Source organism: Motilimonas cestriensis, from assembly GCF_021295315.1.
GTDB classification, from domain to species: Bacteria; Pseudomonadota; Gammaproteobacteria; order Enterobacterales; family CBDFNC01; genus Motilimonas; species Motilimonas cestriensis.
Map to the genome: position 1 here is coordinate 241,115 of NZ_JAIMJA010000001.1, position 26,765 is coordinate 267,879.

26 protein-coding genes are annotated in these 26,765 nt (G+C 43.3%); 13 read left to right on the forward strand and 13 right to left on the reverse strand.

The annotated features are described in order from the left end of the window. Nucleotide 1 precedes the first annotated feature (1 nt). On the reverse strand, nucleotides 2–883 hold the full coding sequence (gene dapA / locus K6Y31_RS01075) for a 4-hydroxy-tetrahydrodipicolinate synthase (RefSeq protein ID WP_233051021.1): 882 nt from the start codon (nucleotides 881–883) through the stop codon (nucleotides 2–4). Between the two features lie 403 nt (nucleotides 884–1,286). On the opposite strand from dapA, the gene bcp reads away from it, so the two are divergent. After that, on the forward strand, nucleotides 1,287–1,754 hold the full coding sequence (bcp, locus tag K6Y31_RS01080; RefSeq protein WP_233051022.1) for a thioredoxin-dependent thiol peroxidase: 468 nt from the start codon (nucleotides 1,287–1,289) through the stop codon (nucleotides 1,752–1,754). A gap of 40 nt (nucleotides 1,755–1,794) precedes the next feature. Here bcp and K6Y31_RS01085 read toward each other — a convergent pair whose 3' ends face one another. Both K6Y31_RS01085 and K6Y31_RS01090 read right to left on the reverse strand, forming a co-directional pair. Next, nucleotides 1,795–2,877: an AI-2E family transporter gene (locus tag K6Y31_RS01085; protein ID WP_233051023.1), complete on the reverse strand. Its 1,083-nt coding sequence runs from the start codon at nucleotides 2,875–2,877 to the stop codon at nucleotides 1,795–1,797. Nucleotides 2,878–2,909: 32 nt separating this feature from the next. Then, a complete protein-coding gene (locus K6Y31_RS01090; protein WP_233051024.1) occupies nucleotides 2,910–3,128 on the reverse strand; it encodes a sulfurtransferase TusA family protein in 219 nt (72 codons plus the stop codon). 185 nt (nucleotides 3,129–3,313) lie between these two features. Between K6Y31_RS01090 and bepA the strand changes: the two genes are divergently transcribed. After that, a complete protein-coding gene (bepA, locus tag K6Y31_RS01095; RefSeq protein ID WP_486624563.1) occupies nucleotides 3,314–4,759 on the forward strand; it encodes a beta-barrel assembly-enhancing protease in 1,446 nt (481 codons plus the stop codon). Here the strand turns inward: bepA and K6Y31_RS01100 are convergent. Further along, a complete protein-coding gene (locus K6Y31_RS01100; RefSeq protein WP_233051131.1) occupies nucleotides 4,756–5,211 on the reverse strand; it encodes a TlpA disulfide reductase family protein in 456 nt (151 codons plus the stop codon). The genes bepA and K6Y31_RS01100 overlap by 4 nt on opposite strands. A gap of 61 nt (nucleotides 5,212–5,272) precedes the next feature. On the opposite strand from K6Y31_RS01100, the gene arsC reads away from it, so the two are divergent. Both arsC and K6Y31_RS01110 read left to right on the forward strand, forming a co-directional pair. Further along, nucleotides 5,273–5,623, forward strand: a complete 351-nt coding sequence (arsC, locus tag K6Y31_RS01105) for an arsenate reductase (glutaredoxin) (RefSeq protein WP_233051026.1) — start codon at nucleotides 5,273–5,275, stop codon at nucleotides 5,621–5,623. Beyond that, nucleotides 5,623–6,012, forward strand: a complete 390-nt coding sequence (locus tag K6Y31_RS01110) for a DUF2069 domain-containing protein (RefSeq protein ID WP_233051027.1) — start codon at nucleotides 5,623–5,625, stop codon at nucleotides 6,010–6,012. The genes arsC and K6Y31_RS01110 overlap by 1 nt, the downstream gene beginning before the upstream one ends. 42 nt (nucleotides 6,013–6,054) lie before the next feature. Here K6Y31_RS01110 and hda read toward each other — a convergent pair whose 3' ends face one another. The 4 genes from hda to upp form a co-directional block, all read right to left on the reverse strand. Beyond that, the gene (gene hda / locus K6Y31_RS01115; RefSeq protein WP_233051028.1) at nucleotides 6,055–6,777 is read right to left on the reverse strand and encodes a DnaA inactivator Hda; all 723 of its coding nucleotides are present in this window, start codon (nucleotides 6,775–6,777) and stop codon (nucleotides 6,055–6,057) included. 89 nt (nucleotides 6,778–6,866) lie between these two features. Beyond that, nucleotides 6,867–7,916, reverse strand: a complete 1,050-nt coding sequence (locus tag K6Y31_RS01120; RefSeq protein ID WP_233051029.1) for a DUF2066 domain-containing protein — start codon at nucleotides 7,914–7,916, stop codon at nucleotides 6,867–6,869. A 98-nt stretch (nucleotides 7,917–8,014) separates the two neighbouring features. Beyond that, nucleotides 8,015–9,226, reverse strand: a complete 1,212-nt coding sequence (locus K6Y31_RS01125) for a uracil-xanthine permease family protein (protein WP_233051132.1) — start codon at nucleotides 9,224–9,226, stop codon at nucleotides 8,015–8,017. Nucleotides 9,227–9,322: 96 nt separating this feature from the next. Then, entirely contained in the window at nucleotides 9,323–9,949 is a 627-nt protein-coding gene (gene upp / locus K6Y31_RS01130; RefSeq protein WP_233051030.1) for a uracil phosphoribosyltransferase, read from the reverse strand. A 212-nt stretch (nucleotides 9,950–10,161) separates the two neighbouring features. Here upp and purM point away from each other — a divergent pair, with 212 nt between their 5' ends. The 4 genes from purM to K6Y31_RS01150 all read left to right on the forward strand — a co-directional run bounded on the left by purM (nucleotide 10,162) and on the right by K6Y31_RS01150 (nucleotide 16,086). Further along, nucleotides 10,162–11,202: a phosphoribosylformylglycinamidine cyclo-ligase gene (purM, locus tag K6Y31_RS01135; protein ID WP_233051031.1), complete on the forward strand. Its 1,041-nt coding sequence runs from the start codon at nucleotides 10,162–10,164 to the stop codon at nucleotides 11,200–11,202. An 8-nt stretch (nucleotides 11,203–11,210) separates the two neighbouring features. Next, nucleotides 11,211–11,855: a phosphoribosylglycinamide formyltransferase gene (gene purN, locus K6Y31_RS01140; protein WP_233051032.1), complete on the forward strand. Its 645-nt coding sequence runs from the start codon at nucleotides 11,211–11,213 to the stop codon at nucleotides 11,853–11,855. A gap of 138 nt (nucleotides 11,856–11,993) precedes the next feature. Continuing rightward, the gene (locus tag K6Y31_RS01145) at nucleotides 11,994–13,976 is read left to right on the forward strand and encodes a S9 family peptidase (RefSeq protein WP_233051033.1); all 1,983 of its coding nucleotides are present in this window, start codon (nucleotides 11,994–11,996) and stop codon (nucleotides 13,974–13,976) included. A gap of 244 nt (nucleotides 13,977–14,220) precedes the next feature. Continuing rightward, entirely contained in the window at nucleotides 14,221–16,086 is a 1,866-nt protein-coding gene (locus K6Y31_RS01150) for an alpha/beta hydrolase family protein (RefSeq protein ID WP_233051034.1), read from the forward strand. A gap of 59 nt (nucleotides 16,087–16,145) precedes the next feature. Here the strand turns inward: K6Y31_RS01150 and K6Y31_RS01155 are convergent, their stop codons facing one another. The 4 genes from K6Y31_RS01155 to K6Y31_RS01170 all read right to left on the reverse strand — a co-directional run bounded on the left by K6Y31_RS01155 (nucleotide 16,146) and on the right by K6Y31_RS01170 (nucleotide 20,441). After that, nucleotides 16,146–17,963 carry a class I poly(R)-hydroxyalkanoic acid synthase gene (locus K6Y31_RS01155; protein WP_233051035.1) on the reverse strand — a complete coding sequence of 606 codons (1,818 nt, stop codon included), beginning with the start codon at nucleotides 17,961–17,963 and terminating at the stop codon, nucleotides 16,146–16,148. A gap of 58 nt (nucleotides 17,964–18,021) precedes the next feature. After that, nucleotides 18,022–18,369: a phasin family protein gene (locus K6Y31_RS01160; RefSeq protein ID WP_233051036.1), complete on the reverse strand. Its 348-nt coding sequence runs from the start codon at nucleotides 18,367–18,369 to the stop codon at nucleotides 18,022–18,024. 87 nt (nucleotides 18,370–18,456) lie between these two features. Next, nucleotides 18,457–19,665, reverse strand: coding sequence for an acetyl-CoA C-acetyltransferase (locus tag K6Y31_RS01165; protein WP_233051037.1), 1,209 nt, complete (start codon nucleotides 19,663–19,665; stop codon nucleotides 18,457–18,459). A 35-nt stretch (nucleotides 19,666–19,700) separates the two neighbouring features. Beyond that, nucleotides 19,701–20,441, reverse strand: coding sequence for an SDR family oxidoreductase (locus K6Y31_RS01170; RefSeq protein WP_233051038.1), 741 nt, complete (start codon nucleotides 20,439–20,441; stop codon nucleotides 19,701–19,703). A gap of 525 nt (nucleotides 20,442–20,966) precedes the next feature. On the opposite strand from K6Y31_RS01170, the gene K6Y31_RS01175 reads away from it, so the two are divergent. The 4 genes from K6Y31_RS01175 to K6Y31_RS01190 all read left to right on the forward strand — a co-directional run bounded on the left by K6Y31_RS01175 (nucleotide 20,967) and on the right by K6Y31_RS01190 (nucleotide 25,504). Next, a complete protein-coding gene (locus K6Y31_RS01175) occupies nucleotides 20,967–21,488 on the forward strand; it encodes a hypothetical protein (RefSeq protein WP_233051039.1) in 522 nt (173 codons plus the stop codon). Nucleotides 21,489–21,651: 163 nt separating this feature from the next. Next, nucleotides 21,652–22,086, forward strand: a complete 435-nt coding sequence (locus K6Y31_RS01180; RefSeq protein ID WP_233051040.1) for a hypothetical protein — start codon at nucleotides 21,652–21,654, stop codon at nucleotides 22,084–22,086. Nucleotides 22,087–22,098: 12 nt separating this feature from the next. Then, nucleotides 22,099–23,373, forward strand: a complete 1,275-nt coding sequence (locus tag K6Y31_RS01185; protein WP_233051041.1) for a hypothetical protein — start codon at nucleotides 22,099–22,101, stop codon at nucleotides 23,371–23,373. Nucleotides 23,374–23,977: 604 nt separating this feature from the next. Then, nucleotides 23,978–25,504, forward strand: coding sequence for a GGDEF domain-containing protein (locus tag K6Y31_RS01190; RefSeq protein ID WP_233051042.1), 1,527 nt, complete (start codon nucleotides 23,978–23,980; stop codon nucleotides 25,502–25,504). Between the two features lie 49 nt (nucleotides 25,505–25,553). On the opposite strand, the gene ubiG is transcribed toward K6Y31_RS01190, so the two are convergent. Then, nucleotides 25,554–26,339 carry a bifunctional 2-polyprenyl-6-hydroxyphenol methylase/3-demethylubiquinol 3-O-methyltransferase UbiG gene (gene ubiG / locus K6Y31_RS01195; RefSeq protein ID WP_233051043.1) on the reverse strand — a complete coding sequence of 262 codons (786 nt, stop codon included), beginning with the start codon at nucleotides 26,337–26,339 and terminating at the stop codon, nucleotides 25,554–25,556. A gap of 56 nt (nucleotides 26,340–26,395) precedes the next feature. Here ubiG and K6Y31_RS01200 point away from each other — a divergent pair, with 56 nt between their 5' ends. Further along, nucleotides 26,396–26,758 carry a DUF2237 family protein gene (locus K6Y31_RS01200; RefSeq protein WP_233051044.1) on the forward strand — a complete coding sequence of 121 codons (363 nt, stop codon included), beginning with the start codon at nucleotides 26,396–26,398 and terminating at the stop codon, nucleotides 26,756–26,758. Nucleotides 26,759–26,765 lie beyond the last annotated feature (7 nt).

The window sequence follows — 26,765 nt, forward strand, 5'->3', positions numbered from 1 at the left end:
CTTAATCGATGAGACTTGCTTGTTTTAACGCTGCTTCCACTTCCGGCTGCAACGGTGAAGAAAGAGTGGTTAAAGGTAACCGCAATGTGTCATTTGGGATCAATCCTAAACGACAACAAGCCCATTTTACTGGGATTGGGTTGGCTTCAACAAATAATTTGTCATGTACCGGCATTAAACGTTGATCTATCGCTTTGGCTGCTTCGGTTTCGCCCGCTTGCGCATGTTGGCACATCTTCGCCATTTGCGCTGCTGCCACGTTAGTCGTAACAGAAATAACGCCATGGCCACCTTGCAACATAAAATCAAGACCTGTGGCATCATCACCGCTGTACAGGGCAAAGTCGTCACTTACTAACGCTTTAATATCCGCTAAACGTTGTAGGTCACCGGTCGCTTCTTTAATGCCAATAATATTGTCTAGCTTAGCTAAACGCGCAACGGTTTCAGGTTTCATGTCTACAGCTGTACGACCAGGTACATTATATAAAATTTGCGGTAATGTAGAAGATTCAGCAATGGTTTTATAATGCAGAAATAAACCTTCTTGGGTCGGTTTATTGTAATAAGGAGTGACACTTAAGCCAGCCGCAACACCACTACTTTGAAATAGTTTACTTAGGGCGATAGCCTCGGAAGTTGAGTTTGCACCATTACCGGCAATGACAGGGATACGTCCATCTGCAAATTCTAACGTCTTCATGACCACTTTAACGTGGTCATCCACATTAAGTGTCGCTGACTCACCTGTCGTCCCCACAGAAACAATTGCAGCAGTGCCTGCTTCAACGTGGTAATCCACTAAACTTTTCAGCGCTTGAAAATCGATTTCACCGGCATCATCCATCGGCGTGATTAAAGCAACAATACTACCCGTTAGCATTTAGACATCTCCTTATAATCGAGCGAAATATGGTACTTTTCCAACTGACTAAAAACAAGCATCAGATATGAATAGCCAAATGAAAAGCCAAACAAGCTGGATTTTAGCGTACTAATTAAACTAAGCCCTTAACAATAAGCGATAAAACAGTGCGGCTTAGTCGGTATTTTCTGTCAAAATATCACTAAACTCGCTCTGTCAATAGAGCTAGCTCGTCACACTCTTGCAATAAATTGGAAAACTGCGACAAAAGATACCACAGTACAACAAATGACAGATACGTTTTCTAACACGAACCCTTGCGAGAAAAGTCTGTCAAAGTAAAATATTACTATTTATTGATCCAATAACTTGGTGAAATAGGTATAGAAGGAAAAACTTACCTAATAATATGGAGTAGAACATGCAAACACTTGTTGCTGGTGATAAAGCCCCTCTGTTTAGTTTACAAAACCAAGCCGACCAAACCGTGTCCTTGGCTGATTTAAAAGGTAAGAAAGTACTGGTTTACTTCTACCCTAAAGCCATGACTCCCGGCTGTACCACCCAAGCTTGTGGCTTACGTGACAGTAAAGCGCAGTGGGATGAAAAAAACTTAGTTGTATTGGGTATTAGCCCTGATGCGGTTAAACGTTTAACTAAGTTTGTTGAACGAGACGAATTAAACTTTGACTTGCTTTCAGATGAAGATCATCAAGTTGCAGATGCTTTTGGCGTATGGGGCTTGAAGAAATTCATGGGTAAGGAATATGACGGAATTCATCGCATCAGTTTTCTGATTGATGAACAAGGCAACATTGAGCATGTGTTTAATAAATTTAAAACCAAAGAGCACCATCAAGTCGTAATGGATTACTTAGCAAGCAAATAAAACCATTGCTCCCGCTCAATCAGGCGGGAGCAACATTTATTTACTCGGCAGAAGCTAACGACTCAGCCGCTTTGGCTTTATCCGATGGCCAAGCATTAACAACTGCTTTCACTAAGGTTGCTAAAGGAATTGCAAAAAATATTCCCCAAAAACCCCATACCCCACCAAATACAAGTACCGCAACAATAATAGCAACAGGATGTAAGTTCACCGCTTCAGAGAATAAAACCGGCACGAGTACGTTGCCATCAAGAGCTTGAATGACACCATAAGCTATCATTAAGTAGAGAAACTCAGAAGTAAAGCCCCACTGAAATACGCCCACTAACGCCACTGGCACTGTCACTGCTGCTGCGCCAATAAAGGGAATTAAAACCGACAGTCCCACCAGCACCGCCAATAAAGCAGAGTAACGTAAGTCAAGTACAGCAAATGCCACGTAACTAACACTACCAACAATCAAAATTTCAACCACTTTACCACGAATATAATTGATAATTTGACTGTTCATTTCAACCCAAACTTGGGTCGCTAACTGGCGATTTTCCGGCAAAAAACGCGTAACACTTTGGGTTAGCTCCGTTTTATCTTTGAGCATAAAAAACACCAGTAATGGCACTAAAATACAATAAACCAACAGGGCCGCGATGTTGATCAAAGAGCCCAAGGAAAACGACACAATCGCTTCACCACTGCTAATTAACTTATCTCGCACATTATCGACTAACGTAGACACCATTTCAGCATCCACCATTTCTGGATACTTTTCTGGCAAAGTCAGTAAATACCCTTGAGTTTGATTTAACATATAAGGTAGCTCACGTATAAAGTTGGCTCCTTGTTTAACCACGGTCGGCACCAAACCAAGCAATGCCAGAACCGTAAACCCAACAAAAGCCAATAACACGATAATGGCGGCACCGGTACGATTCACCCCCCAACGTTGCAGTGAGCTGACGGGCCAATCGAGCAAATAGGCGATAACAATCGCCGCAAGCAATGGCGCTAATAACGAGCCAAAAAAGAACACCACACTAAAGCCAAAAACCAACAAAATGGTTAATGTCACCGCGTGAGGGTCAGAAAACCTATCTTTATACCATCGAGAAAAAACATCTAACATAAGCCGAACCGACTCCTATAAAAACTCATTTATCACGCTAAAAAAATAATCAGCGACAATACTGCGCTGGGCAGCTCTTCACGCTCAAATTGAATACCGTGCTTAATTAAATAGCGTGGAACATCCTGTTTTGAACCGGGATCACTGACCAACAAAGTTAACTGTGCGGGAGGATGGGCTTTCGCCAACCATTGGCGCATATTGATTAAAGGCATTGGACAAGAAAGATCTCGGCAATCTAAAGTGGTCATATTTTACTCATTGTTCCCCATCACAAAACAACATGGTCATTATCAGTGCAATCAAATAACAACACAAATAATATCCTCACGCTAAGCCTATTTAGTTGTTAGCTGCCTTTTTTAATTCCACTAACCTTGCACCCGCCCTACAAGAGCGTTTATGCTGCAGTTATCACCGTAATTGAGATGACTTCGTGTTTGCAAAATCAGCCTTAACCTCACTCTTATCAGGCATCCTCTTGTTAACTTCAAGTAGCGCGACTTATGCCAATTTACCTGAAATTGGTACTGCGGGCGCCAGTGCGTTAACCATTAATAAAGAGATCCAATACGGTAAAGCATTTAGTGTAATGGCTCGTGGCGGCCTTCCTGTGGTAGATGATCCAGTATTAGTGGAATATATTAACGACCTTGGCCATACCTTGGTGGCTCACGCCGATTCGGTTAAATTCCCATTTAATTTTTTCTTAATCCAAGACAATGAAATTAACGCCGCTGCTTTCTTTGGGGGTTACGTCAAAATCCATACTGGCTTATTTTTATACGCAGACAACGAAAGCCAATTGGCCTCAGTCATCGCACACGAAATAGCCCATGTCACGCAGCGCCATTTAGCGCGGATGATGGAAGCGCAATCACGCAGTAACCCAGCAACACTCGCCGCTATGGCAGGCTCATTGCTATTAACACTAGTATCACCTGAAGCGGGCATCGCCATGCTGCAAACCACAGTGGCAGCCAATATGCAGGCCAGCATCAACTACACCCGCACCCATGAGTTTGAAGCAGATCGTATCGGTATTAACACCTTGAGCCAAAGTGGCTTTGACCCGAGGGAAATGGCCGGTTTTTTTGGTAAGTTATCGGCGCAATATCGCTATGCCAGCAAGCCGCCACAAATGCTGTTAACTCACCCTTTACCGGAAACGCGGGTCGCTGAATCACGTAACCGCGCCGCTCAGTTTCCGAGTGTAAAATTACCAGCTAGCCTGCCTTACCAATTAGCTAAGGCACGAATTGAAGCCAGATATTCATCCATGTCGGGTAACACTAGCTTAAGCTTTTTTAATAATCAGCTTAAGAATAAAGACTACTCGCTTGAAGCTGCCGCATTGTACGGCAAAAGCTTAGCGTTAATACAAATGGATAATTACCCTGAAGCAGATAAAATAATTGATGAATTGTTAGCGCAATCACCACGAAACCTGTTTTATATCGATGTAAAAACAGATCTAGACAACGCGCAAAACCGTCACCAGCAAGCGATTGAGCGTTTAGCAGCGCTTTATAAAGAGATGCCAAACAACTCAGTGGTGGTAATAAACCTTATTAATACCTACATGGAGAAAAAGGATTTTGCAGCAGCATTAACCGTACTCGACAAGTTCTTGCGTCAGCAACCCGACAACACCTTAGCTTGGTCGATGGCGATTAAAGTAAATCAAGGTCTTGGCAATTTAGGTAAAGCTTACCAAGCCCGGGCTGAATACCTTGCTCTACATGGTGATTATAAAAAAGCCATAAACGAATTAACCAGCGCCGCAGCCGAAACCAATAACAACCTAGACCGCGCCAGAATAGATGCGCGCATTGAGCAATTTAAGCAAGCACAAGCATCACTGGACGAACTGCGCTCTTAGGGCGCTGTCGAATCCGTAAGGCTCAGCCAGTGTTGGTTCAAACTGGTTAAGTCCTGCTCGCCGACGAGTGTTTGCACTAACTCACCTTGTGGGTTGATGACATAAGTGGTAGGAAGCACTTTCGGCCTTGGCAGCATAAAGTCATCCACCTCAACCCGCGCAAACAAAAAAGAAACATTTCGCGCCTGCCAGCTGGCTTGTAGCTCTGGCAAGGCCAGATCATCGAAAGTAATGGCAATAACTTGGCGTTGGTCTGAAACTAAATCAAACTCATTAAGTGCGGGCAGTTCTTTAATACAGGGCTTACACCAATCCGCATAATAATTCACCAACAGCCATTGGCCACGATAATCCGCCAAACTAGCCGGTTGGCCATTTGATAAGGTTAATTCTGTTTGACCACAAGCAGTCAAAAACAAAACACCAAGCAAGATCAGGTTGCGTATTTTCATCACTACTAAACTCTTGTTCCTTTGGTTACAATGCCAACATCACTGAAAATGGAGCGTCAGCATGTCACAAGTGCAAATTTATCACAATCCACGTTGCTCAAAGAGCAGAGAAACTCTCGCCTTATTAGAAGCACATGGTCAGCAACCTGAAATAGTATTGTATCTCACTGCACCACTAAGCATCGAACTGCTCAGTGAAATTATCCAAAAACTGGGATTTGATACCGCTCGCCAACTCATGCGTACTAAAGAAACCTTATACAAAGAACTGGCGCTAAAAGATGAAGTTGACGAAAAAGTATTGCTTAACGCCATGATCGAAAACCCGAAACTGATTGAGCGCCCTATCGTTATCAACGGCGATAAAGCTGTCTTAGGTCGCCCCCCAGAGCAAGTATTGGATCTTTTTTAATGCAAACGCAACATTACCAAACTATCGCCAGAGTCGGCTATTTCAGCTTACTGATTTACGTGCCCCTTTGGCATCTCTGGCTTTCGCCGCCACCTGTGGGCATAAGCCCTGTTCTAATGCTCGCGATGTGGCTGGTGCCTTTATTATTCCCGTTACGTGGCATTTTGAAGGGTAATCCATATACTTACGCTTGGGCGAGTTTTATTAGCTTGTGGTATTTTCTACATAGTATCACCTTGATCATAGCCGATCCGAATGAACGCTGGTTGGCTGTTATTGAGCTAATACTAGCAACCACTTTTTTCACTGGTAGTGTCTACTACGCTAAATACCGTGGCCGTGAATTAGGTTTAAGTATTCGCAAGCCAAAAGAGCCAAAAAAGAAGTAAAGCCGTGGCGCTGGTAAAGACATCAGCGCCAATTAGCAAAGACTATAAATGAAGGGTTTCTTTAACGAAGGGAATGGTCAGTTTACGTTGCGCTGCAATTGATGCGCTATCAAGGTGATCTAAGGTTTTCAGTAACATTGCCATTTCGCGACTCAACCTATTAAGCAAAAAGCGCCCCACTTCTACAGGCAATTTAAAACCGCGCAGTTGCGCACGTAATTGTAGTGCACCAAGCTTGGCTTCGTCATCTAAATGGTTGATTCTATAGCCAGTACCCCATTCCAGCCGCGATATTAAATCTTGCAATGAAATACCTAAATTCTTCGGGCTATTATTACCCGTAAAAATCAGACAATTCGTTAGCTCGGTGTGGGCTTTTTTCTCTAAACAGCGATTATAAAGATTAAATAACGCTTGTTCCCATTGCGCATTGCCCGCGATAGCTTCCAGAGAATCAATACAAATAAGAGGCATGTTCTCCATACCATCTAGCATGGCTGGGTTCATCATATGATGTAAATCGAGAGGGACATAAGCGGCGGCTTGACCACTGTCATTGGCCTCTGCGCAAGTAGCATGGAGTAAATGAGAACGACCTGAGCCTTCCGTTCCCCATAAGTAAATGACGTCGTCTCCCTGTCCGATGGCTGCATTTTTCAGTGCAGTTAACAGTTGGGAATTATCGCCCGGATAAAAACTGGCAAAGGTTTCATCATCCGGTAATTGCACTGACAGCGAAAGCTGTGAAGGGTTATGCTGTTCCACTAATCATTCTTAATCACATCGTGTGAGCTTAAGTGTAACATTAGCAACAATAATGGGCAAAAGGCATCACCTGAATAAAATTCAAATTATCATTCATTATCCATCACTTGCCAGCGCCAGCTCAGATCAACCCCGGCAATACCTGGCTCAATAGCGGTCATATTAGCTTGCATGTCAACGGTTTGTTTCAACTCGTTTTGGCTACCAATAAGTTGTAACTGCAATTGCATGTTGCCCGGTGAGATGGTTTTGAGTGTTACCTTACTCACATTAGTCAATTGTTGAAAATAGCGTTTTACCATCACCACATCGGCCATGGCTTTAACATTTTCAATTTGTACCACGATATAATCGTCATCACTGGCTTCCAGTACACGTGAAGATTGGCCGGCAAAATAATCCGCCAGTTGATTACTCACTTGCACGCCACTGTCTGCAACTAAGCCCGTTTCTTCACCTTGTAATAATGGCAAGCCTTGAGCATCCACCAACTGCCAAGTGAGCAGACTTTGTTCTGCCGCTAAGGTGACTTTAACGAGGACAATATAATCAACGTTATAACGTTGACTCGCCGTGACAACTGGCGCTAAAAAGCGGCCCCAAACATCGGTTAGAGAGAGTTGATTAAGATCGTCAAAGTCGAGTAGTGGAAAAAGAATGGGCATAGCGCGCCCTTGCTCCCCCTCCTTTAGCCCTGCGATCAAACTGCCACCATCATGCTCAGAGACTAAGCTTTTCTGGCCTTCTTGTTCTTGCGCTATCCAAAATAGGGTATTGGGCCTAGGCGTCGGCCAAACTGGGATTTGTGCTTGGCGCAGTAATTGATTCACTTTAAAAGGGTTAAACTCAATAAGGGTTCGTCCATCACCACTAACGGTTTGCTGATGGACAAGATCAGGTAAAGGGGGTAACTGCTTAAGTAGCATGTCGTTGTCCAATGTATCGTAGTGACCTGTCACTTTAAGCAAAACCCGCTCAAATGCTGTATTGATAAGCTCATTGTTCGAAGCATTCGCCCCACTATTCACTTCTACTTGATACATATTTTCTGCAGACGCAGCATTTAACCAGCTCGCCACCAACATCAAACAGCTAATAACACCTTTCACCTTAAACACGAGCACTGATTTCCTATTCATAAAATACACAGCCCGAGATCTTAACAGAGCTCGGGCTTTTTCTTAACATCAATTCTGGCAAATAAAGCAGCGACTAACAGCTGCGCCCTTTGACCAAATTAATTTCTTGGTAACAATAAATTAAGGGCGATGGCCACCAAACCACACAAGCTCACACCTTGTAAGCTAAATGAGCCCACCCCAAATGCCATGCCACCGATACCAAAAATCAATACCACTGACACAATACAAAGGTTACGCGCCTTGCTTAAATCTACTTGGTGGCGGATCAACGTGTTTAAACCAACCGAAGCGATAGTACCAAACAACAGCATCATGATCCCGCCCATCACAGCAGGAGGGATGGTTTGTAATACCGCGCCAAATTTGCCAACAAAGGCCAAAGCAATAGCAAACACCGCTGCCCAAGTCATTACAACAGGATTAAAGTTACGCGTTAGCATCACCGCCCCAGTCACTTCTGAATAAGTAGTATTAGGGGGGCCGCCAAAACAAGCTGCTGCCGCCGTTGCGACGCCATCACCAAATAAAGTGCGATGTAAACCGGGCTTTTTCAAATAGTCCTTTTTCGTCACATTACCGATTGCTAATATGTCACCGACATGCTCCACAGCAGGAGCGATAGCCACCGGCAACATAAATAAAATAGCTTGCCAGCTAAATTCTGGCGCCACAAAGTTAGGGATGCCAAACCATTTAGCATTAGTAATAGGAGAAAAATCCACTTGGCCAAACATAATGGCCAGAATATACCCCACCACCACTCCGGCGAAAATAGGCACTAATTTGAAAATGCCTTTCGCCATGGTCGACATTAATAAGGTAACGACTAAGGCCGATAAGGAAATGATCATCGCTGTGCTTTGTTCCATTAACACAGCCGAGCCATCACCGGTTTTACCTATAGCCATATTCACCGCAACCGGCGCAAGACCAAGGCCGATCACCATGATCACAGGGCCTACTACCACAGGAGGTAAAATGCGATGAATAAATTCACTGCCACGTACTTTAACAAAGCCCGCCATTAGCATGTAAACCACACCCGCAGCCATTAAGCCCGACATAGTCGCGGGAATGCCCCAAGTTTGTACGCCGTATAAAATAGGCGCAATAAAAGCAAATGACGATGCTAAAAATATCGGCACTTGACGCTTAGTGACCCATTGAAACAATAACGTACCTATACCCGCGGTGAACAATGCCACGTTGGGGTCTAACCCAGTGATCAGTGGCATGAGCACCAGCGCACCAAAGGCAACAAAGAGCATTTGTGAACCCGCTAACGCGGTTTGCCACTGGCTCGTCATCACCACTTCCTGTTCTATGCTCGACTCACTTGCAGTTGCCGACTCGTCTATCTGAGCCATAGTTCCTCCTGAATAATAGATTGCAACGTGAGTTGATTATTTGGTACCAAAAATCTTATCGCCAGCATCACCAAGGCCCGGCATAATATACCCCTGCTTGTTTAAGCCATCATCAATAGAGGCTGTGTATAGTTCAATATCCGGATGCACCGCTTCCACTGCGGCTAATCCTTCAGGTGCTGCAACGATGACCAGCACTTTAATATTAGTGCAGCCTTTTTTCTTTAATAGATCAAGCGTGGCTATCATAGAACCGCCCGTTGCCAGCATAGGATCAACCACCAGCGCCAAACGATCATCGATTTGATTCACTAATTTTTCAAAGTAAGGTACAGGCTGCAGGGTTTCTTCATCACGGTAAATGCCAACCATGCTAATTTTGGCACTCGGCATGTGCTCAAGCACACCATCCATCATGCCTAAACCAGCACGCAAAATCGGCACCACGGTAATTTTTTTACCCTTAATTTGTTGCACGGTAATTTCTTCAGACCAACCTTGAATATTGACATCTTCAAGAGCTAAATCGGAAGTTGCTTCATAAGTAAGCAAAGCAGACACTTCACGGGCCAATTCACGGAAACGTTTAGTGCTAATATTGGCCTCACGCATCAACCCTAGTTTATGTTGAATTAGCGGGTGTTTAACTTCAGTAACTTTCATTTTCTACTCCAATACACGATAAAACTGCAAAAATTCCGCCAATATTAGCAAAAACAGCCCCTACAGCCTCGCTATATTTATAAATTTGCGCATTAATACACAGAAAAATTTCTACTCGTGCTCTAGCCCTGCTAAAATACTCGCGAATTTTTACCAGTTAGTGGCACACTGCCATTAACAATACAATGTCTGGTTATGGGTGAGGGACTTCTGTGAGCAACAAAACCACTTCCTTGAGTTATAAAGATGCTGGCGTAGATATCGACGCGGGTAACGCTCTTGTAGAACGCATCAAAGGTGTAAGCAAACGAACTAAACGACCTGAAGTTATGGGTGGTCTAGGTGGTTTTGGCGCGCTTTGCCAAATTCCTGCAGGTTACAAAGAGCCATTATTGGTTGCTGGCACAGATGGTGTAGGTACTAAACTACGTCTCGCCATTGACTTGAAAAAGCACGACACAGTCGGTATAGACTTAGTGGCTATGTGTGTGAATGACTTAATTGTTCAAGGTGCTGAGCCACTCTTTTTCCTTGACTACTACGCAACCGGCAAACTAAATGTGGATGTTGCTGCTGAGGTTGTTACGGGTATTGGCGCAGGTTGTGAACTATCCAACTGTTCATTAATCGGTGGCGAAACCGCTGAAATGCCAGGCATGTACGAAGGCGACGATTTTGACATCGCTGGTTTTTGTGTTGGCGTAGTTGAAAAATCAGAAGTGATTGATGGCACTAAAGTAGCCGCTGGCGATGCATTAATCGCTTTGGGCTCAAGTGGTCCACACTCAAACGGTTATTCATTAGTGCGTAAAATCCTAGAAGTGTCTGGTGCTGATACCAGCCAAGCTTTTGGTGATACCACATTAGGTGAAGCGCTACTTGAGCCAACACGTATCTACGTTAAGCAAGTGCTTGAGCTGATCAAACAAACTGACGTACATGCCCTATCACACATTACGGGTGGTGGCTTCTGGGAAAATATCCCACGTGTATTACCTGCGAACACTAAAGCCGTTATTGATGGTAACAGCTGGCAGTGGCCTGAAATTTTCAACTGGTTACAACAAAATGGTAACGTTGAAACCGAAGAAATGTACCGCACCTTTAACTGTGGTGTTGGTATGGTCATCGCGGTTGCTGATGCAGATAAAGAAAAAGCACTTGAGCTATTAACTGGCCTAGGTGAAAACGCTTGGTTAATCGGCCACATTGAAAATGCTGCAGATGGCGAGCAACAAGTCGTTATTAACTAAGGTTTGTCATGAGTAGTAAGAAAATACTGGTATTAATCTCTGGTAGCGGCAGTAACTTGCAAGCCATCATTGACCAAGTTCATTTGAGTGATGAGCCGGGTAATATTGTTGCGGTGATCAGTAACAAAGCCGATGCTTATGGCCTTGAGCGAGCAGCTAATGCGGGCATCGAAACATCCGTTGTTGCCAGTAAAGGCATCACTGATCGGGCGCAGTACGATCAAGCCTTAATCAGCGAGATAGATAACTATCAACCTGACTTAATTGTAATGGCAGGCTTTATGCGTATTCTTACGCCTGAGTTCGTACAGCATTACTCAGGTAAAATGTTGAATATTCATCCATCATTGCTGCCTAAGTACCAAGGCTTAAATACTCACCAGCGCGCTATTGATGCCAATGATGAAGAGCATGGCGCCAGCGTGCACTTTGTCACCGAAGAGCTAGACGGCGGCCCGGTGATATTACAAGCTAAGGTACCGGTATTTTCTGATGACCAAGCAGAAGACTTAGCTGCGCGAGTACAAGATCAAGAGCATCGCATTTACCCACTTGCGGTGAAGTGGTTTGTTAATAATCGCCTTTGCATGCAAGGTGGTAAAGCTGTGCTTGATGACGTTGAACTACCTGAACAAGGTTATGCTAACGACTAAGTTTTACACGCAAACGAAGCCTTAAACAAAACCCTGCACTGCAGGGTTTTTGTTTATGCCGCCTGTGACATATTATGCCTTTACATCAATAAAAAATAAAAATACAATATTCTTAATCTACCTATTTAAGGATATTTCATGGAAACCAAGCTGCTACCTTGTTTACTATTGGCTGGACTATTAAGCGCCTGTGCTAATACAACAAACGACACTACAAGCACACCTAGCGCAACTTCTGATACTCAACAAGCTGATTCAATGCCTGCACTAGTAGGGCCTTATCAAGTTAAGCATCAAGCCGTTGACCTTTTCTTTAAAAAACCAGCTATCAGTAACTTCCAATTATCACCCAATGGTATGCACATCAGTTATTTAGCTAGAAATGAACAAGGAAGAATGCAGTTATTCTTGAAAACTGATGGCCAACAAGACAAGCAATTAACGCAAGTGACCAGTCAAAACCTGGATGGCTATTTATGGTTAGATGATAATCACTTGGGCTATTACCAAGACAATGATGGTGATGAAAACTATCAACTCAACATGATTAATGTAGACACAGGAACAATAACTAACCTGACCCCCTTTCCCTCAACGCGGGTCGGTGGCGTACAGAGAATCAAAAATAAACCCGGTAAAATCACCTTCTATATGAACAAAGAGGATAAGCGCTACTTTTATCCCTATTCCCTAGACATAAACACGAAAAGAATAACCCCCGAGTTTGCACGGTCTGATAGTCTATGGGGCCCGATATACGACCAAGATGGTTTCGCCAGAGTTAAGCAGCGCTGGGCACCTAACGATGATAGGTATGAAAAAATGGAATACCATTATCGTCATCCAGGCGACATGACCTTTAGTAAACTAATTACAGTAAATAAAGACGATGACTTCTCAATCATCCACTTTAATGATGCGACTAACGAAATTTTTGCTTTAACTAACCACAACTCCGACAAAGTAAGGGTCGTTAAATTCGATATGGATACGCACCAGATGGCGACCGTGTTTGAACATGCTGATTATGATGTATTGGGCGCAGGCTTTATCCCACAAGACAATGAACTTTCGTGGGTCTACTTTGCCGAAGGCAAAGGTAAATTAAAGCCTCTATCGCCTACGACAAAAAAGTTATATCAAGTTATCGAATCAAAATTCTCGACTCACTTCACGGTTAATTCGATGACCCAAGATGGCAAAAAAGTGATATTAGCCAATACCGATGCCAACATTCCCGTAGAGTACATGTTATTTGATACCGAAACGCAAAGCTTTACTGCGCTAGGCAAAGCCTCGCCTTGGTTAAAGTCCGAACACTTAAGCGACATGCGTCCAATTCAATTCCAAGCGCGAGATGATTTAACTATTCATGGCCTGCTAACCTTGCCTCGAAATAAAGAGAAAACTAACCTGCCTATTGTCATCTTACCCCATGGTGGACCATTTGGGGTACTCGACACTTGGGGTTATAACCCCGAAGTGCAAATGCTAGCACATCAAGATTACGGCGTTTTACAAATCAATTACCGCGGCTCAGGTGGCTATGGTAAAGAATTCCTTACCGCGGGTTTCAATCAGTTTGGGACAGGGAGTATGCAACATGATATTACCGATGGAGTGAAATGGCTTATTGAACAGGGGATTGCCGATCCTAAAAGAGTGATGATCTACGGCGCATCTTATGGTGGCTATGCCACCTTAGCAGGCTTAACCTTTACCCCTGATTTATATGCCTGCGGAGTAGATTATGTTGGCATATCTAACCTACATACATTCTTAATGAATATGGATGAATCTTGGGGTATGGGCCGAGAATTCTGGCTTGAGAATGTCGGTAACCCTTATACCGATATTAAGAAATTGAAAGAAATATCCCCGTATTACCATGTTGATAAGATCAAAGCTCCCTTGTTTGTGGCGCAAGGCGCTCAAGATCCTCGCGTCAAACAGCAGGAGTCAGATCAAATAGTCAATGCACTACGTAAGCGTGGAGTAGAAGTAAAATACATGCTGAAACAAGATGAAGGGCATGGTTTTCATAAAGAGGAGAATCAGCAACATTTTTATGATGAGATGATTGATTTTTTAGCGAGCTGCCCTGCTAATAATCGTATCTAATTTACGGAAAAAAACCGCCTTCTCTATAGCTGGCGGTTTTTTATAAATAATGTAATACGACATATTATGCCTTTACATCAAATTATGGTAAATGTAACCTCTCCCTCAATTTTTTTGAGGAATGTAAAAAATGATACGACTAGCCAGCCTTATATTAGTGGGATTATTAAGTGGTTGTGCTAATACAACCGATACTCAACCTGAAACTTCTTTAGATACGCAACAAGCCCATTCACTACCCGAGTTGTCAGGCCAATATCAAGTTAAACATAAAGCTGTTGAGCTATTCTTTAAAAAAGCTCAAGTTGGGCATTATGTATTGTCTCCTGATGGAGAGAAGTTAGGTTATTTAGCTCGAGACCAGCAAGGCAGAATGCAGGCATTTGTTTCTCATGATAATATTCCCAACCCTAGCACAGATAAACAGTTAACTCGCTTTGTAGATCAAGACTTAGATTATTACTTATGGTTAGATAATCACCACATTGGTTACTTGCAAGATAAAAATGGTGATGAAAATTTCCACTTATATGCCGTAGATATTAACAGCGGATTAAAAACTAACCTGACTCCCTATGAAAATACCCGTGCCGCAAATATTCAACGGGTCAAAAACCAACCAGGTCAGATTCACTTATTATTGAATAAACAAAACAAAAGCCACTTTTTACAGTATTCAATCAATATTAAAACAAAAAAATTAACCTCGGAATATTCACTCAACGACACATTATGGGCCCCCATATACGATGATAATGGCAACGCTCGAATAAAAGTACGCTGGCATCCAAATGATGACAATAAATTTGAAAAGCTCGAATATCACTACCGAGGTCCTAATGATTTAACGTTTCGCCCTTTTGTTACTTTAAATAATGGTACCGTTTTTTCTGTTATCAAATTCAATGATGATAAAAACGAAATGATTGTCCGAACCAACCATCGTTCCAACACAACTAGAGTTGTCAAATTCAATACTGATACTTTCGCGATGACGCCTATTATTTCAAGGGCAGGGTACGATATTTTATCGGCTGGTGTGTTACCTAATGATACACAACTATCTTGGGTCTACTACCAGAGAGATAAAGGCGTATTACTCCCTCTGTCTCAACAGGCTAAAGAACTTGACCAAGTAATAACTGAAAAGTTCTCTAGACACTACCGCATCACCTCCTTGTCTGATGATGGCAAAATCCTATTATTAAGTGACAAATCGCCGCAAAGGCCTGGTCGCTACGCAAAATTAGATACCAGCACTTTATCAATTACGACATTGCCAAATGCCTATCCTTGGCTTAACGATATCCCGTTAGCTGAAGTGAAAACTGTGCAATTTATGACGCGTGATGGTCGCAGATTAAATGGCTTGTTAACAATGCCAAATAACGCTAAAAAACCTATACCCGTCGTAATTCATCCTCACGGCGGACCTTTTGGTGTGCTCGACAAATGGGAATATAATCCTGAGACGCAGCTACTAGCAAGTCAAGGTTACGGCGTTTTACAAATCAATTATCGCGGCTCAGGTGGCTATGGCCGCTCTTTTGTTGCTGCCGGTTTTCACCAGTTTGGTACCGGAAGTATGCAACATGATATTACCGACGGGGTGGAGTGGCTGATTAAACAAGGTATAGCTGATCCTAAAAGAGTGATGATCTACGGCGCATCTTATGGTGGCTATGCCACCTTAGCAGGCTTAACCTTTACCCCTGATTTATATGCCTGCGGAGTAGATTATGTTGGCATATCTAACCTACATACATTCTTAATGAATATGGATGAATCTTGGGGTATGGGCCGAGAATTCTGGCTTGAGAATGTCGGTAACCCTTATACCGATATTAAGAAATTGAAAGAAATTTCCCCGTATTACCATGTTGATAAGATCAAAGCTCCTTTGTTCGTGGCGCAAGGCGCTCAAGATCCTCGCGTCAAACAGCAGGAGTCAGATCAAATAGTCAATGCACTGCGTAAGCGTGGAGTAGAAGTAAAATACATGCTGAAACAAGATGAAGGGCATGGTTTTGATAAAGAAGAAAACCAGCAACATTTTTATGATGAGATGATTGATTTTTTAGCGAGCTGCCCTGCTAATAATCGTATCTAATTTACGGAAATAAAAAAGCGTGGCAACCTGCCACGCTTTTTAGCTCATTCAAGCTGAATCTAAACCATTGCAGCAAACTCTTTTGTTTCCACCACCTCTTGCGAGGCTTCAATTGGCAAAGTTTGTTTTACATATATACCCGGCGCACTACAAAGCACAGGGTAATTAGCAGCGCCAATCTGATATGGCTCAACTCGCTCGGCAGGGTTAAAGCCCAATAGCCATTGATGCCAGTGCGGCCACCAAGAACCATCATTGTGCGCAGCGCTGTCAAACCACTCTTCAGCATTATCTGGCATCGCCTCATTGGTCCAAAAACCATATTTGTTTTTATCTGGGTGATTAACCACACCCGCGATATGACCAGACTCACCTAGCACGAAGGTTTTATTGCCACCCGTTTGCAACGCACCGCGATAAGTGCCTTGCCATAGTGCAATGTGATCTTCTTTGGTTGAAATAAAGTAACTCGGCACTTTAATCTTATCCAAGTCAATCCACACTCCACCAATCTTCACGCCCTTGTCTTGTACCAATTTATTCTCTAGGTATAACTCGCGTAGCAAGAAATTATGGCAGCTGGCAGCAACGTTAGTACTATCGCTGTTCCAATAGAGCAAATCAAAATCAACTGGACTATTACCTTTTAAGTAATTATCAACATAGTAATTCCAGTACAAGCTATTTTCACGCAGCAAACTAAAGGTGACACTTAATGAACGGCCGTCCATATAGCCCAAGGTGTTATTTTGCATTTCAATTGCACTTATCACAGTGTCATTGATGTACGCACCGACTTCGCCGGGCTGGGAAAAGTCTAACAATGTGGTGAAAAATGAAGCTGACTTAATGCGTTTTTTCATACGCTTAGCGGCATAGTAAGCGATTGTTGACGCTAATACAGTGCCACCAATACAGTAACCAGCGGCATTGATCTGCTCTTGGCCAGTAATTTCTTCAATGGCTGAAACCGCCTTGACCACACCTTCAGTTACATAATCGCCAAATTCAACATTAGCGTGAGCCGCACTGGGGTTACACCACGACATCATAAATACGGTATGGCCTTGATCGACCAACCAGCGCATCATCGAGTTCTTTTCGCGCAAATCTAGAATGTAGTATTTATTAATAAACGGCGGCACAATTAACAATGGCGTGGCATGAACGTTTTCGGTGGTAGGACGGTATTGAATCAATTCAAATAATTGATTTCTAAACACCACTTCACCTGGCGTGTTAGCCACATTTTCACCCAATTTAAAGGCATCGTTATTCGTCATGCGGATTTTAAGTACATCCGCACTACTAGCCATGTCTTGCTGAAATAGCGATAAACCTTCAACTAAGTTTTCCCCATTTCTTTCTAGGGTTAATTTTAATAGTTCAGGGTTTGTCGCAATGAAATTACTCGGCGACAAGGCATTAATCATTTGACGAGAAAAAAAGCCTAAGCGCTCTTTTGACTTCTCATCCACCCCTTCCACCGCATTAATCGTGTCGAGGTAAGTTTTACTAAACAGTAAGTAAGACTGCTTAATGAAATTAAAAATGGCTTGCTCTTGCCATGCACTATCTGCAAAACGTTTATCACCACGCTCGGCTTCAATTACGGAAGGTTTATCCGTTTCTTGCATAACAACATTTTGCCAAATTTCCATTTGCTGCTGCCACCAGTGCATTTGCAAATCAAGCATTGCAGCAGGTTGATTGGCGGCACCTTTTAGCAATTCATTGAAGTCGTTAAAGCCAACCTCATTCATTGCCTGATTAAGTGGAGAATTGACGGCTCCCTTGCCTTGCTCAAAGTCCTGCCACCATTGCTGGTTGCTTTCTTGCAATTTGACAAGATAGTCCGAGAAGAAGTGTTGAAACATAAGTTGACCCTCTTGAACGGAAAAAGCCACCCTATAAAGGTGGCTGGCTTGCCAATTATTAAGCAGGTGTTACCGCTTTAATGTTCTCGCTAGTCAATTCTTCAACGTCTTGCTTAAACTCTTTAGCAATCGATTGTAGTTTGCTGCTGTCTTCCATCATTTGCTGAGAAAGGCGTGTCAAAACAGCCACTTGATTGCTATTGAAAACCGCTAGAGAAGAAACATCCTTTACTTCAGTAGCTGCTTTCATTTGCGATAAGCCAATTTCACTGTAAGTGCGCACTGCGTTTAATTGTAGTTCCGTTAAAACTTCTGCATTTTTTGCCACTAACTTATTGAATTTTAAGTAAGGTGCTAATGCTTTTTCTGACTGCTCGTTAAACAATTTAAACATATCGGTATACATGGTTTATCTCCTGGGTTTTAAAATTTCACGCCTTAGATAAGACGTGTATCGCAACTAACTAGTTAATAACAAAGCTTAAATAAAGCTTTAAGAGCAACGTTTTACTAACACCGCTGTGCCCATGCCGCCGCCAACACAAAGAGAAGCTACGCCGTAGTCTCCTTGCTGACGCCCTAACTCATGAACCAACGAAACTAAAATTCGATTACCTGACGCGCCCAAAGGATGGCCAAGGGCAATAGCGCCGCCATTAAAATTCGCTTTGTCTAAAATAGACTGAACTGGCACTTTGTGATCCGATGCTAACTGCTTTGCCACACCTAATGCTTGTGCAGCAAATGCTTCATTAAGCTCAAACACATCAACATCGCTGATGGATAAATCTGATTTTTTCAGCGCCGCGGTTACTGCGCCAACAGGACCTAAGCCCATCAAGCTTGGATCTAAGCCCACTTGCGCGCAGCTAACAATTTCTACTAAAGGCGTTAACGCAAGACGCTTAACCGCACTTTCCGATGCCACGATAACCGTGCTAGCGCCATCATTAATGCCAGATGCATTGCCTGCGGTTACCGTTCCGGCTTTATCAAAGGCAGGTCGTAAACCACTTAAACCTGCAAATGTCGCATCAGCTTTTGGATATTCATCTACCGAAAAGGTTGTGGTAGCACGACGAGTCACTATCTCAACTGGTACAATTTCATCAACGAAACGACCTGCTTCAATTGCAGCGACAGCTTTCTGCTGACTGGCAAGGGCAAACTCATCTTGCTCTTCACGACTAACGCCCACTTTTTTAGCCACATTTTCTGCCGTTACACCCATGTGATATTGGTTAAACACATCCGTTAGGCCGTCGTTAATAAGTAAATCTGTCAAAGCTAAATTACCCATTTTTTGACCTTGGCGCATCACTGCTGGTGCCGTAAATGGAATTTGTGACATCACTTCCACGCCCGCAGCAACCACTACTTGCGCATCACCTGCGCGAATGTGAGAAACGGCATCCATAACCACCTTCATGCCACTACCACATACCATATTCACGGTATAAGCAGGCACATCTGCGGGGATATCAGCAAAGATTGATGCTTGGCGCCCCACATTCATGCCCTGGCCTGCAGCAATCACATTGCCCACAATCACTTCATCAATTTGGTCCACTGGCAATGCAATTGACGCCACTGCACCTTTAATACTCTCAGCCGCTAATTTACCTGCAGCAAAATCTTTCAAACTGCCCAAAAATGAGCCTATAGGGGTGCGCTTAGCCGCAACGATGTACACTTTTTCCATCTCAACCAGATCCTTAATTATTCTTAGAATTACAATTAGTGCATGTATAAGCCGCCGTTAACGGACAAGGTTTCACCTGTTATATAAGCCGCCGCATCACTCACTAAATAGCTTACTGCAGCTGCAATTTCTTCAGGCGTGGCCAAGCGTTTCATTGGAATTTCACCGGTAATTTTTTCAAGTACTTCAGGGCGCATCGCCGTTACCATCGGAGTACCAGTGTAGCCAGGCGCTACCACGTTTACCGTCACGCCACTACGCGCACCTTCAGCGGCAAGGGCTTTAGAAAAGCCAATCATGCCAGCTTTGGCAGCTGAGTAATTAGTTTGACCAAACTGGCCACGTAAGCCATTGACGGAAGAGATGTTCACCACTCGACAGTTGCCTTTTTCACACATCGCGGCAAATAAAGGGTGAGTAACATTGAATAGACTGTTTAGGTTGGTATTAATAACATCGTGCCACTGCTCAGCGGTCATTTTCTTAAACACTGTATCGCGGGTAACCCCAGCATTATTGACCAGTACATCGATGGTGCCTTCTTCTTGCAGTAACGCACCTAAACGTTCTGCACATTGGGCCGAATCAGACACATCTAATTCAAACAGTTTGACCTGTTCATCTGTGAAATTTTGCTCTTTAAACCATTTCTCTGCACAATCGCGATTGCCAGTATAGTAAGCGGCTATCACGCGGTAACCTTCTGATACTAATTTACAAGTAATGGCCGAACCGATACCACCTTTTGAACCCGTGATCAAAGCTAGCTTCTTCATTAAGACTCCATATAAACAATGTACACATATGTAAAGTGTCTGAAGCCACATCTGGAACCGCTTAAACCAGAATTACAGTCAACTTTATTCTTGAATTTCTTGCCATCCAGTTAGATTGACAATATAAAATCTAAATCAACTACATGACAATTTTATTAATAGTAGTTTGAAATTTAAACATCAGGGGAAGAAAATACTGATATGAGCAACTTGCAGTGAGAATTTAGAACTGGTTCTCAATAATAACGAAAAATGTTAATGCGATGTTAATATTGGTGGTTGTAATAATTTGAATAATTTACATTTTTTAACACTAACTTAACCCTTTACGATGCACATCGACCTAGTTTTTTCAGCCATACTTGACGCGTCTGGCGTCACTATTTAGCGATTGTCACCAGTCAAGCACCTAATGTTAATTGATACATTCATCGTTAGGTGTATACAATAATCACAGAAACATAAAGCCTTAACACTCAAGTTTAACGCTATCATGGTTCCGCTAATTACAACTAAGAAACCATCATGAAAATTAACTCAAGGTCAGAGCCTATTTGGGCACCAGAATATACCAAAGCAGAGAAGGCTAAATTTATCGGCTTAAGCCTTATCTTTGGAGTATTACTCATTGTGGCAAATAAACTCTGGTTTACACCTGAACTACAGGCTTTTTCAGCAACCGCCCACTGCCAAACGTTTTGGGGGATAAACGGCATTACATGGCTATGGTATGGCCTATTTGTCGCCTTACCACTGCACTTATTTATCCTTGTTGCCGCGTATGCAATACCAACGGCGCGAAGAATATTAACTGATGGACAATTTCCAGCTAAAGGAAAAAAGGTGTTTAAACCGACCCGTATCATCTTTGGCAATACAGCTAAATTGATTGGCTGGCTCCACCTTTTTAGCCCTATATTATTATTGCTTTTAATCTGTTGGGGAGCCCAACAAGCACATACCTTAAGCCAACAACCCGTAGCGACCAAACATATTGCACAATGCAAATTTAAGGCTGACCGGATTAACACAGACAGTGATGCCTAAAGCCCAAATAATCGCCAGCCAACCTAAATACTACCATCCGTAGTGAAGATAATTCCCGATAAGGTAAAGAAAAGAGATAGCGATCATGTTTCTTGTTTATCTTTATTCAAATATGCAACAAATAGCATAAATTAAGAGTAATAATCATCTCTATGGAAACACAATGAAACCCTTTTTAAGCCTCATCGCCAGCATGCCGATATGCCTTGCCCTCTTTGCATGTGGTGGCTCAGGTGACAATAGCCAAGATAATAGCAACAATAACAATGCAGGCTCAGAAATAGTCGCGCCTAATGTCACACCAACGCCGTCTCCCGCCTCTGAAACAACGCCAAAGCCATCAGCAGAGCCTACAACAAGCTATCGCTTAGATTGGGTCGCGCCGCAGCAGCGTGTTGATGGCACCCCCTTACTCAACAAAGAAATCACTGGTTATGTATTGCGATGGACTAACACCACCACCGCGCAAAGCCAGCAAGTTGAACTAGAGGCCAATATTAACCGCTGGGATCTCGATTTACCGGCCGCACAATATCGTTTTGAAATAGCAAGTAAAGATCACCAAGGCCGATTAAGTCAGTTCGTATCAGCACAATAATAGGAGTCCATCATGCTGTTATTCTCTCGTGCAAAATCGCTGCTACTAAGTACATTACTATTCACTTCATTAACCGCGCACAGCGCTAATTTATTAATAGAAGAAACCTTCGATAATTTGCCAGACTGGCATTCAGGTCTACCTGAAAATGGCCTCAACCTTTATGGCATTCATGATGGCCGCACCTTTGGTGAAGATAAAAAAGCCGACTTTGCCCAGCGCCGTACGGCAGGCCATATCTTACCGGGTAAGTTTTTATCCGCACGGCAACAAGGTCAACATTACAGTCCACGTAACGGCTATCAAAACCATCATGAAATTATCGAGATCCTTACCGCTAACAGTGATAAAGCGTTAGCTAAGCAAGGTAAATCTGCCGTTTTCTGGCGTGAGCCGACCCAAGACAACAGCCATGAGTGGACAACTGATGGTATTTTAACCTTATACCTGCCTGATCTAGTGGCAGGTAAACCAGTGTTTGATAGCAATACTCATCAAGGCCTTGATGAGGTTTATTTTGAATTTTGGATCACCTTTTCCGATAACACTACCGTTTACCCGCCGTGGCAGGATATTGGCAGGCGCGCCGATATGAGTAAAATTGCTCGGGTCGCAAGTTTTGATGAGCGCGGCAGTGAATACCAAGGCTTTTCCGGTGGCGATAAAGGTCCCACATTTATTTGGAATTGGATGACCGATTACTATGGCGTCCGTAATGTTGTCACCGTACGTGGCGGCCCACACGGCCATAGCTACACTTTTAGCAATGGTGAATTAAGCATCCGCCAAGGCTCATTAAATTTCGTCGATATGCTTGAAGGCATGGGCCCTAACGGCAGTACTGAACGTCCGCTCAATTTACGTGATGGTGGCATCATAGACAGCGCTCCCGTGCATCATGCGCAAATTTTTGGCAGTGAACATGACTGGGTCAAGATGGGCTTCTACGTCAAAATGAACTCAGCCATGGATGCACGAGATGGCATCTTGATCCAATGGATGAATGGACGACGGCTACTGACCGTCACCGACATACCCTATCAGCGCAGTGAACGAAACCCAGGTGAAGACGTTATCGTCGGAAATGACATGGTAAAATGGAATATTGTCGCTATTGGCGGAAATGACTTTTTCCATAGCTGGCCCAAAGAATCACTGCGTGAAGAGTGGTACGCCATCGACAATTTGCGCATCTATGACGGTTTACCGGACTTTGCTGAAACCGATATCAACGGCTTTACCATGCCGCCAAAGCCACCGTTACAATTCACGGTGATAACAAAATGAAAGCGACTTTAATCATCATTGACACCAACCACCCAAAAACACCGCGGCCACCAGCGTAACTATATGTCACAAAATTAAGGTAGCCCACACGGTTTTGCATCGCACTGGATTAACCATCATCGTCTTTATCCAGTGCCAGTCATGAAGAGCCGTTGATCTTTCGTGGTTAACGTTTGTTCGAGAGGGGAAGCTTAGCTTAAAGCGCTTTCAACTCAGTGAGCAAGAGATTGCGTATCTACTCTAAGACAGTGCTATTCACAAAGAGAGGTGCTATTGGCCACATTTGACTACCATTGATAATATTTGATGAAAGTTTTCCCTTTGTTCATTTCATAATAAAGCATAATGTTTTTTTACTCCTTGCTAGCCTAGCAACGTTAGGCCTTACTATTAATATTCACAAAATAACGTGAGAGCCTTGTACTTTTTTCTAGCTAGTTATTTACGCGCAATAAGCATCTACACTTAGACACATAGTTAATATATTCCTAGCTGATAATTTCAAGGAACGTCAGCAATGTAAGAGCCTATATACCCAATCAACTTGAAGATGCATATCAAGCATCTCAAGGTTGATTGGGTATATAATAAAAATGGACTAAGCATGTTTGAATTAGATAACCGCACCTTGCTTCTTGTCACGGCCCTTATATCCATTGGCTCTGCCATTGCATTAATTGCTTTATGGAGAGCACAAACAAAACCCAATGGCGCAGGCTATTGGGCCGCGGGCATGTCGACTATTGCACTTGCTGGTATATTGATCTCTAATCGCGGAATTATCCCGGACCTATTTTCTTTGGTTATCGCTAATACATTGTTCGTATTGGGTTTCTTGCTCATATCTCGGGGGCTGCGCATCTTTACAGATCAACCCGTCTTAACTTATCTAGACGTTGGCTTGCCCACTATATCAATCATAGGCTTTAGCTATTTTCACTACCATCAACCTGATTTAAACATCCGCGTAATCATCATCTCTACTGCGTTTGCGATCACTTGTGCCACGGCAACGATGACAATGCTAAATAATAAACAGGCGCCTTGGCGCTCTGCGGGTATCGCCGTTGCTATTGTTTTTGCAGTATTTGGCATTGCGCACGCAATACGTGTATTAGTCGCACTTTTTCATTCGTTTGAACACTCTTTTATGCATCCCACTGTGACATCGTCTTATGTGTTTTTAGTTGGCATTTTTGCCTTAGGTGGCATGGCAATTACCCTTATCTTGTTAACGTATTCTACCTTAGAGTCTGAGCTGCGGATTGTGTCACAAGCAGTTAAACAGTCGGCTTCTTCGGTCGTTATCACGGATACCAGTGGTAATATCCAATATGTAAATCCAGCCTTTACCGAAAAAACAGGCTACCAAATCGAAGAAGTACTGGGCGAAAACCCGCGTATTTTACGCACAGATGAAACTGATCCAGAGCATTATAAAGCGTTGTGGCATTGTCTTGCCGCAGGCGAAACATGGCGCGGAGAATTTCATAATCGGAAAAAAAATGGTGAACTGTTCTGGGAAATTGCCTCCATTGCGCCAGTGAAACAGCGTAATGGGGTAGTCAGTCATTACGTGGCAATAAAAGAAGACATTACTGCCCTGAAAAAAGCCGAAGCACGCATTTTACACATGGCCAACCATGATGCGTTAACGGGCTTACCCTCCAGAAGATTAGCAAGAGATCGGTTACAAAGTGCATTGGCAGCCGCAAAACGCAATAAACTAAAAGCAGCGGTTATGTTTGTTGATATCGATGGCTTTAAAGACGTAAATGATACCCTAGGCCATGATGTCGGTGATAATGTATTAAAAGAAACCGCGGCACGCCTTAGGGATACAGTACGAGAAGTTGACACCGTTGCCCGAGTGGGTGGTGATGAGTTTTGGATTATTCTCTCTGATTTTGAAAGCAAATCATCCGCAATAAAGATTGCCGAAAAAATCATTGATACGTTAGCGACCCCTTACCAAGTTGAAGACAATGAAGTACAAATCAGCGCCAGCGTTGGCATTGCGTTATATCCCGATCACGCCACTTCAGCGCAAGGGCTCATAAAATTAGCCGATCAAGCCATGTATAAAATAAAACGCAAAGGCAAAAATAACTACGCCATTGCAGATAGTTAACTGATGCGCCTGTATCTTGCCCTGTACCGACCATTAAATTTTTAAAAAGTCACGATTTATAAACTTGTATGTAATTCACCCCCAGATTGGCTGTTGTGCGCCATGTTTGGCTCAATGGGTTGTAAACCATGCCCATTTCTGCCACCCGCTTTAGCCCCATTGTTGATGCCATTGCCTGTAATTCATCTGGCTTAACAAAGGCGCGCCAACTGTGCGTTCCAATGGGCAAATAGCGCATAATATATTCAGCGCCAATAATGCCAATTAAATAAGATTTAATTGTGCGATTAAGCGTCGCCATGATCACGCAGCCACCCACTTTGCATAATTGACTGCATTGCGCCACCAATGCTTGTTGATCGGGTACATGCTCTATCACTTCAGCATTGATCACCACATCGTAACGACGCAAATCAACTTGGCTAGTATGCTGTGCGTGCTCATGACGATACTCAATCTTCAACTGTGATTGCAATGCATGTCGCTTGGCAACTTCAATACTGACCTCACTCACATCAATGCCAACCACGTTAGCGCCCGCTCTCGCTAGCGGCTCACAAACCAAGCCACCGCCACAACCAACGTCTAAAATATTTAAACCTTGCAGTGGATGGCTATCATTGGGATCGCGGCCATAAAATGTACAAATTTGCGCAATAAAATATTCCACTCGGGCGCGATTAAATTCCAATGCGGTTTTATATTGGCCGCCTGGATCCCACCAACTTTCAGCCAGCTGATCAAATCTAGCAATTTCTACTGGGCTAAAATTATCGCTATTCCTCCCCGCAGTGTTACTCTTTGGTACACTCTTTAGCTGACTTTTATCTAACATGTTAACTCTCTCGCTTATCTGATATTGATGGGCTAACAACAACACAAGGTGGTTTTATGGACAATCAATTAAATGTATTAGGTACGCATTTAGCGTTATGTGATTGCAATACGGGCTACGCCCGAAAAGGGTTTTGTGAAGTGCCTAATTCTGACGTTGGTAACCACAGTGTTTGCGCCGTGATGACCAATGCGTTTTTGCAATTTACCCTCGCCCAAGGCAATGATTTGATCAGCCCCAACCCGATGTACAACTTCCCCGGCCTAAAAGCGGGCGATAAATGGTGTTTGTGCGCCTCGCGTTGGCTGCAAGCAGCGCAAGCCAATGTTGCCCCGCCCGTCATCCTTGAGGCCACTCATCAAAAAGCACTGCAGCAGATTTCACTTGCCATTTTACAAGCTCATCAATATCAGGGTTAATCTCAAT

Bases quoted from the DNA above. Each gene is read 5' to 3' on its own strand.
- dapA (WP_233051021.1), bottom strand. From the start codon at position 883: ATGCTAACGGGTAGTATTGTTGCTTTAATCACGCCGATGGATGATGCC.
- bcp (WP_233051022.1), top strand. From the start codon at position 1,287: ATGCAAACACTTGTTGCTGGTGATAAAGCCCCTCTGTTTAGTTTACAA.
- K6Y31_RS01085 (WP_233051023.1), bottom strand. From the start codon at position 2,877: ATGTTAGATGTTTTTTCTCGATGGTATAAAGATAGGTTTTCTGACCCT.
- K6Y31_RS01090 (WP_233051024.1), bottom strand. From the start codon at position 3,128: ATGACCACTTTAGATTGCCGAGATCTTTCTTGTCCAATGCCTTTAATC.
- K6Y31_RS01100 (WP_233051131.1), bottom strand. From the start codon at position 5,211: ATGAAAATACGCAACCTGATCTTGCTTGGTGTTTTGTTTTTGACTGCT.
- arsC (WP_233051026.1), top strand. From the start codon at position 5,273: ATGTCACAAGTGCAAATTTATCACAATCCACGTTGCTCAAAGAGCAGA.
- K6Y31_RS01110 (WP_233051027.1), top strand. From the start codon at position 5,623: ATGCAAACGCAACATTACCAAACTATCGCCAGAGTCGGCTATTTCAGC.
- K6Y31_RS01120 (WP_233051029.1), bottom strand. From the start codon at position 7,916: ATGAATAGGAAATCAGTGCTCGTGTTTAAGGTGAAAGGTGTTATTAGC.
- K6Y31_RS01125 (WP_233051132.1), bottom strand. From the start codon at position 9,226: ATGACGAGCCAGTGGCAAACCGCGTTAGCGGGTTCACAAATGCTCTTT.
- upp (WP_233051030.1), bottom strand. From the start codon at position 9,949: ATGAAAGTTACTGAAGTTAAACACCCGCTAATTCAACATAAACTAGGG.
- purN (WP_233051032.1), top strand. From the start codon at position 11,211: ATGAGTAGTAAGAAAATACTGGTATTAATCTCTGGTAGCGGCAGTAAC.
- K6Y31_RS01145 (WP_233051033.1), top strand. From the start codon at position 11,994: ATGGAAACCAAGCTGCTACCTTGTTTACTATTGGCTGGACTATTAAGC.
- K6Y31_RS01155 (WP_233051035.1), bottom strand. From the start codon at position 17,963: ATGTTTCAACACTTCTTCTCGGACTATCTTGTCAAATTGCAAGAAAGC.
- K6Y31_RS01160 (WP_233051036.1), bottom strand. From the start codon at position 18,369: ATGTATACCGATATGTTTAAATTGTTTAACGAGCAGTCAGAAAAAGCA.
- K6Y31_RS01165 (WP_233051037.1), bottom strand. From the start codon at position 19,665: ATGGAAAAAGTGTACATCGTTGCGGCTAAGCGCACCCCTATAGGCTCA.
- K6Y31_RS01170 (WP_233051038.1), bottom strand. From the start codon at position 20,441: ATGAAGAAGCTAGCTTTGATCACGGGTTCAAAAGGTGGTATCGGTTCG.
- K6Y31_RS01175 (WP_233051039.1), top strand. From the start codon at position 20,967: ATGAAAATTAACTCAAGGTCAGAGCCTATTTGGGCACCAGAATATACC.
- K6Y31_RS01180 (WP_233051040.1), top strand. From the start codon at position 21,652: ATGAAACCCTTTTTAAGCCTCATCGCCAGCATGCCGATATGCCTTGCC.
- K6Y31_RS01185 (WP_233051041.1), top strand. From the start codon at position 22,099: ATGCTGTTATTCTCTCGTGCAAAATCGCTGCTACTAAGTACATTACTA.
- K6Y31_RS01190 (WP_233051042.1), top strand. From the start codon at position 23,978: ATGTTTGAATTAGATAACCGCACCTTGCTTCTTGTCACGGCCCTTATA.
- ubiG (WP_233051043.1), bottom strand. From the start codon at position 26,339: ATGTTAGATAAAAGTCAGCTAAAGAGTGTACCAAAGAGTAACACTGCG.
- K6Y31_RS01200 (WP_233051044.1), top strand. From the start codon at position 26,396: ATGGACAATCAATTAAATGTATTAGGTACGCATTTAGCGTTATGTGAT.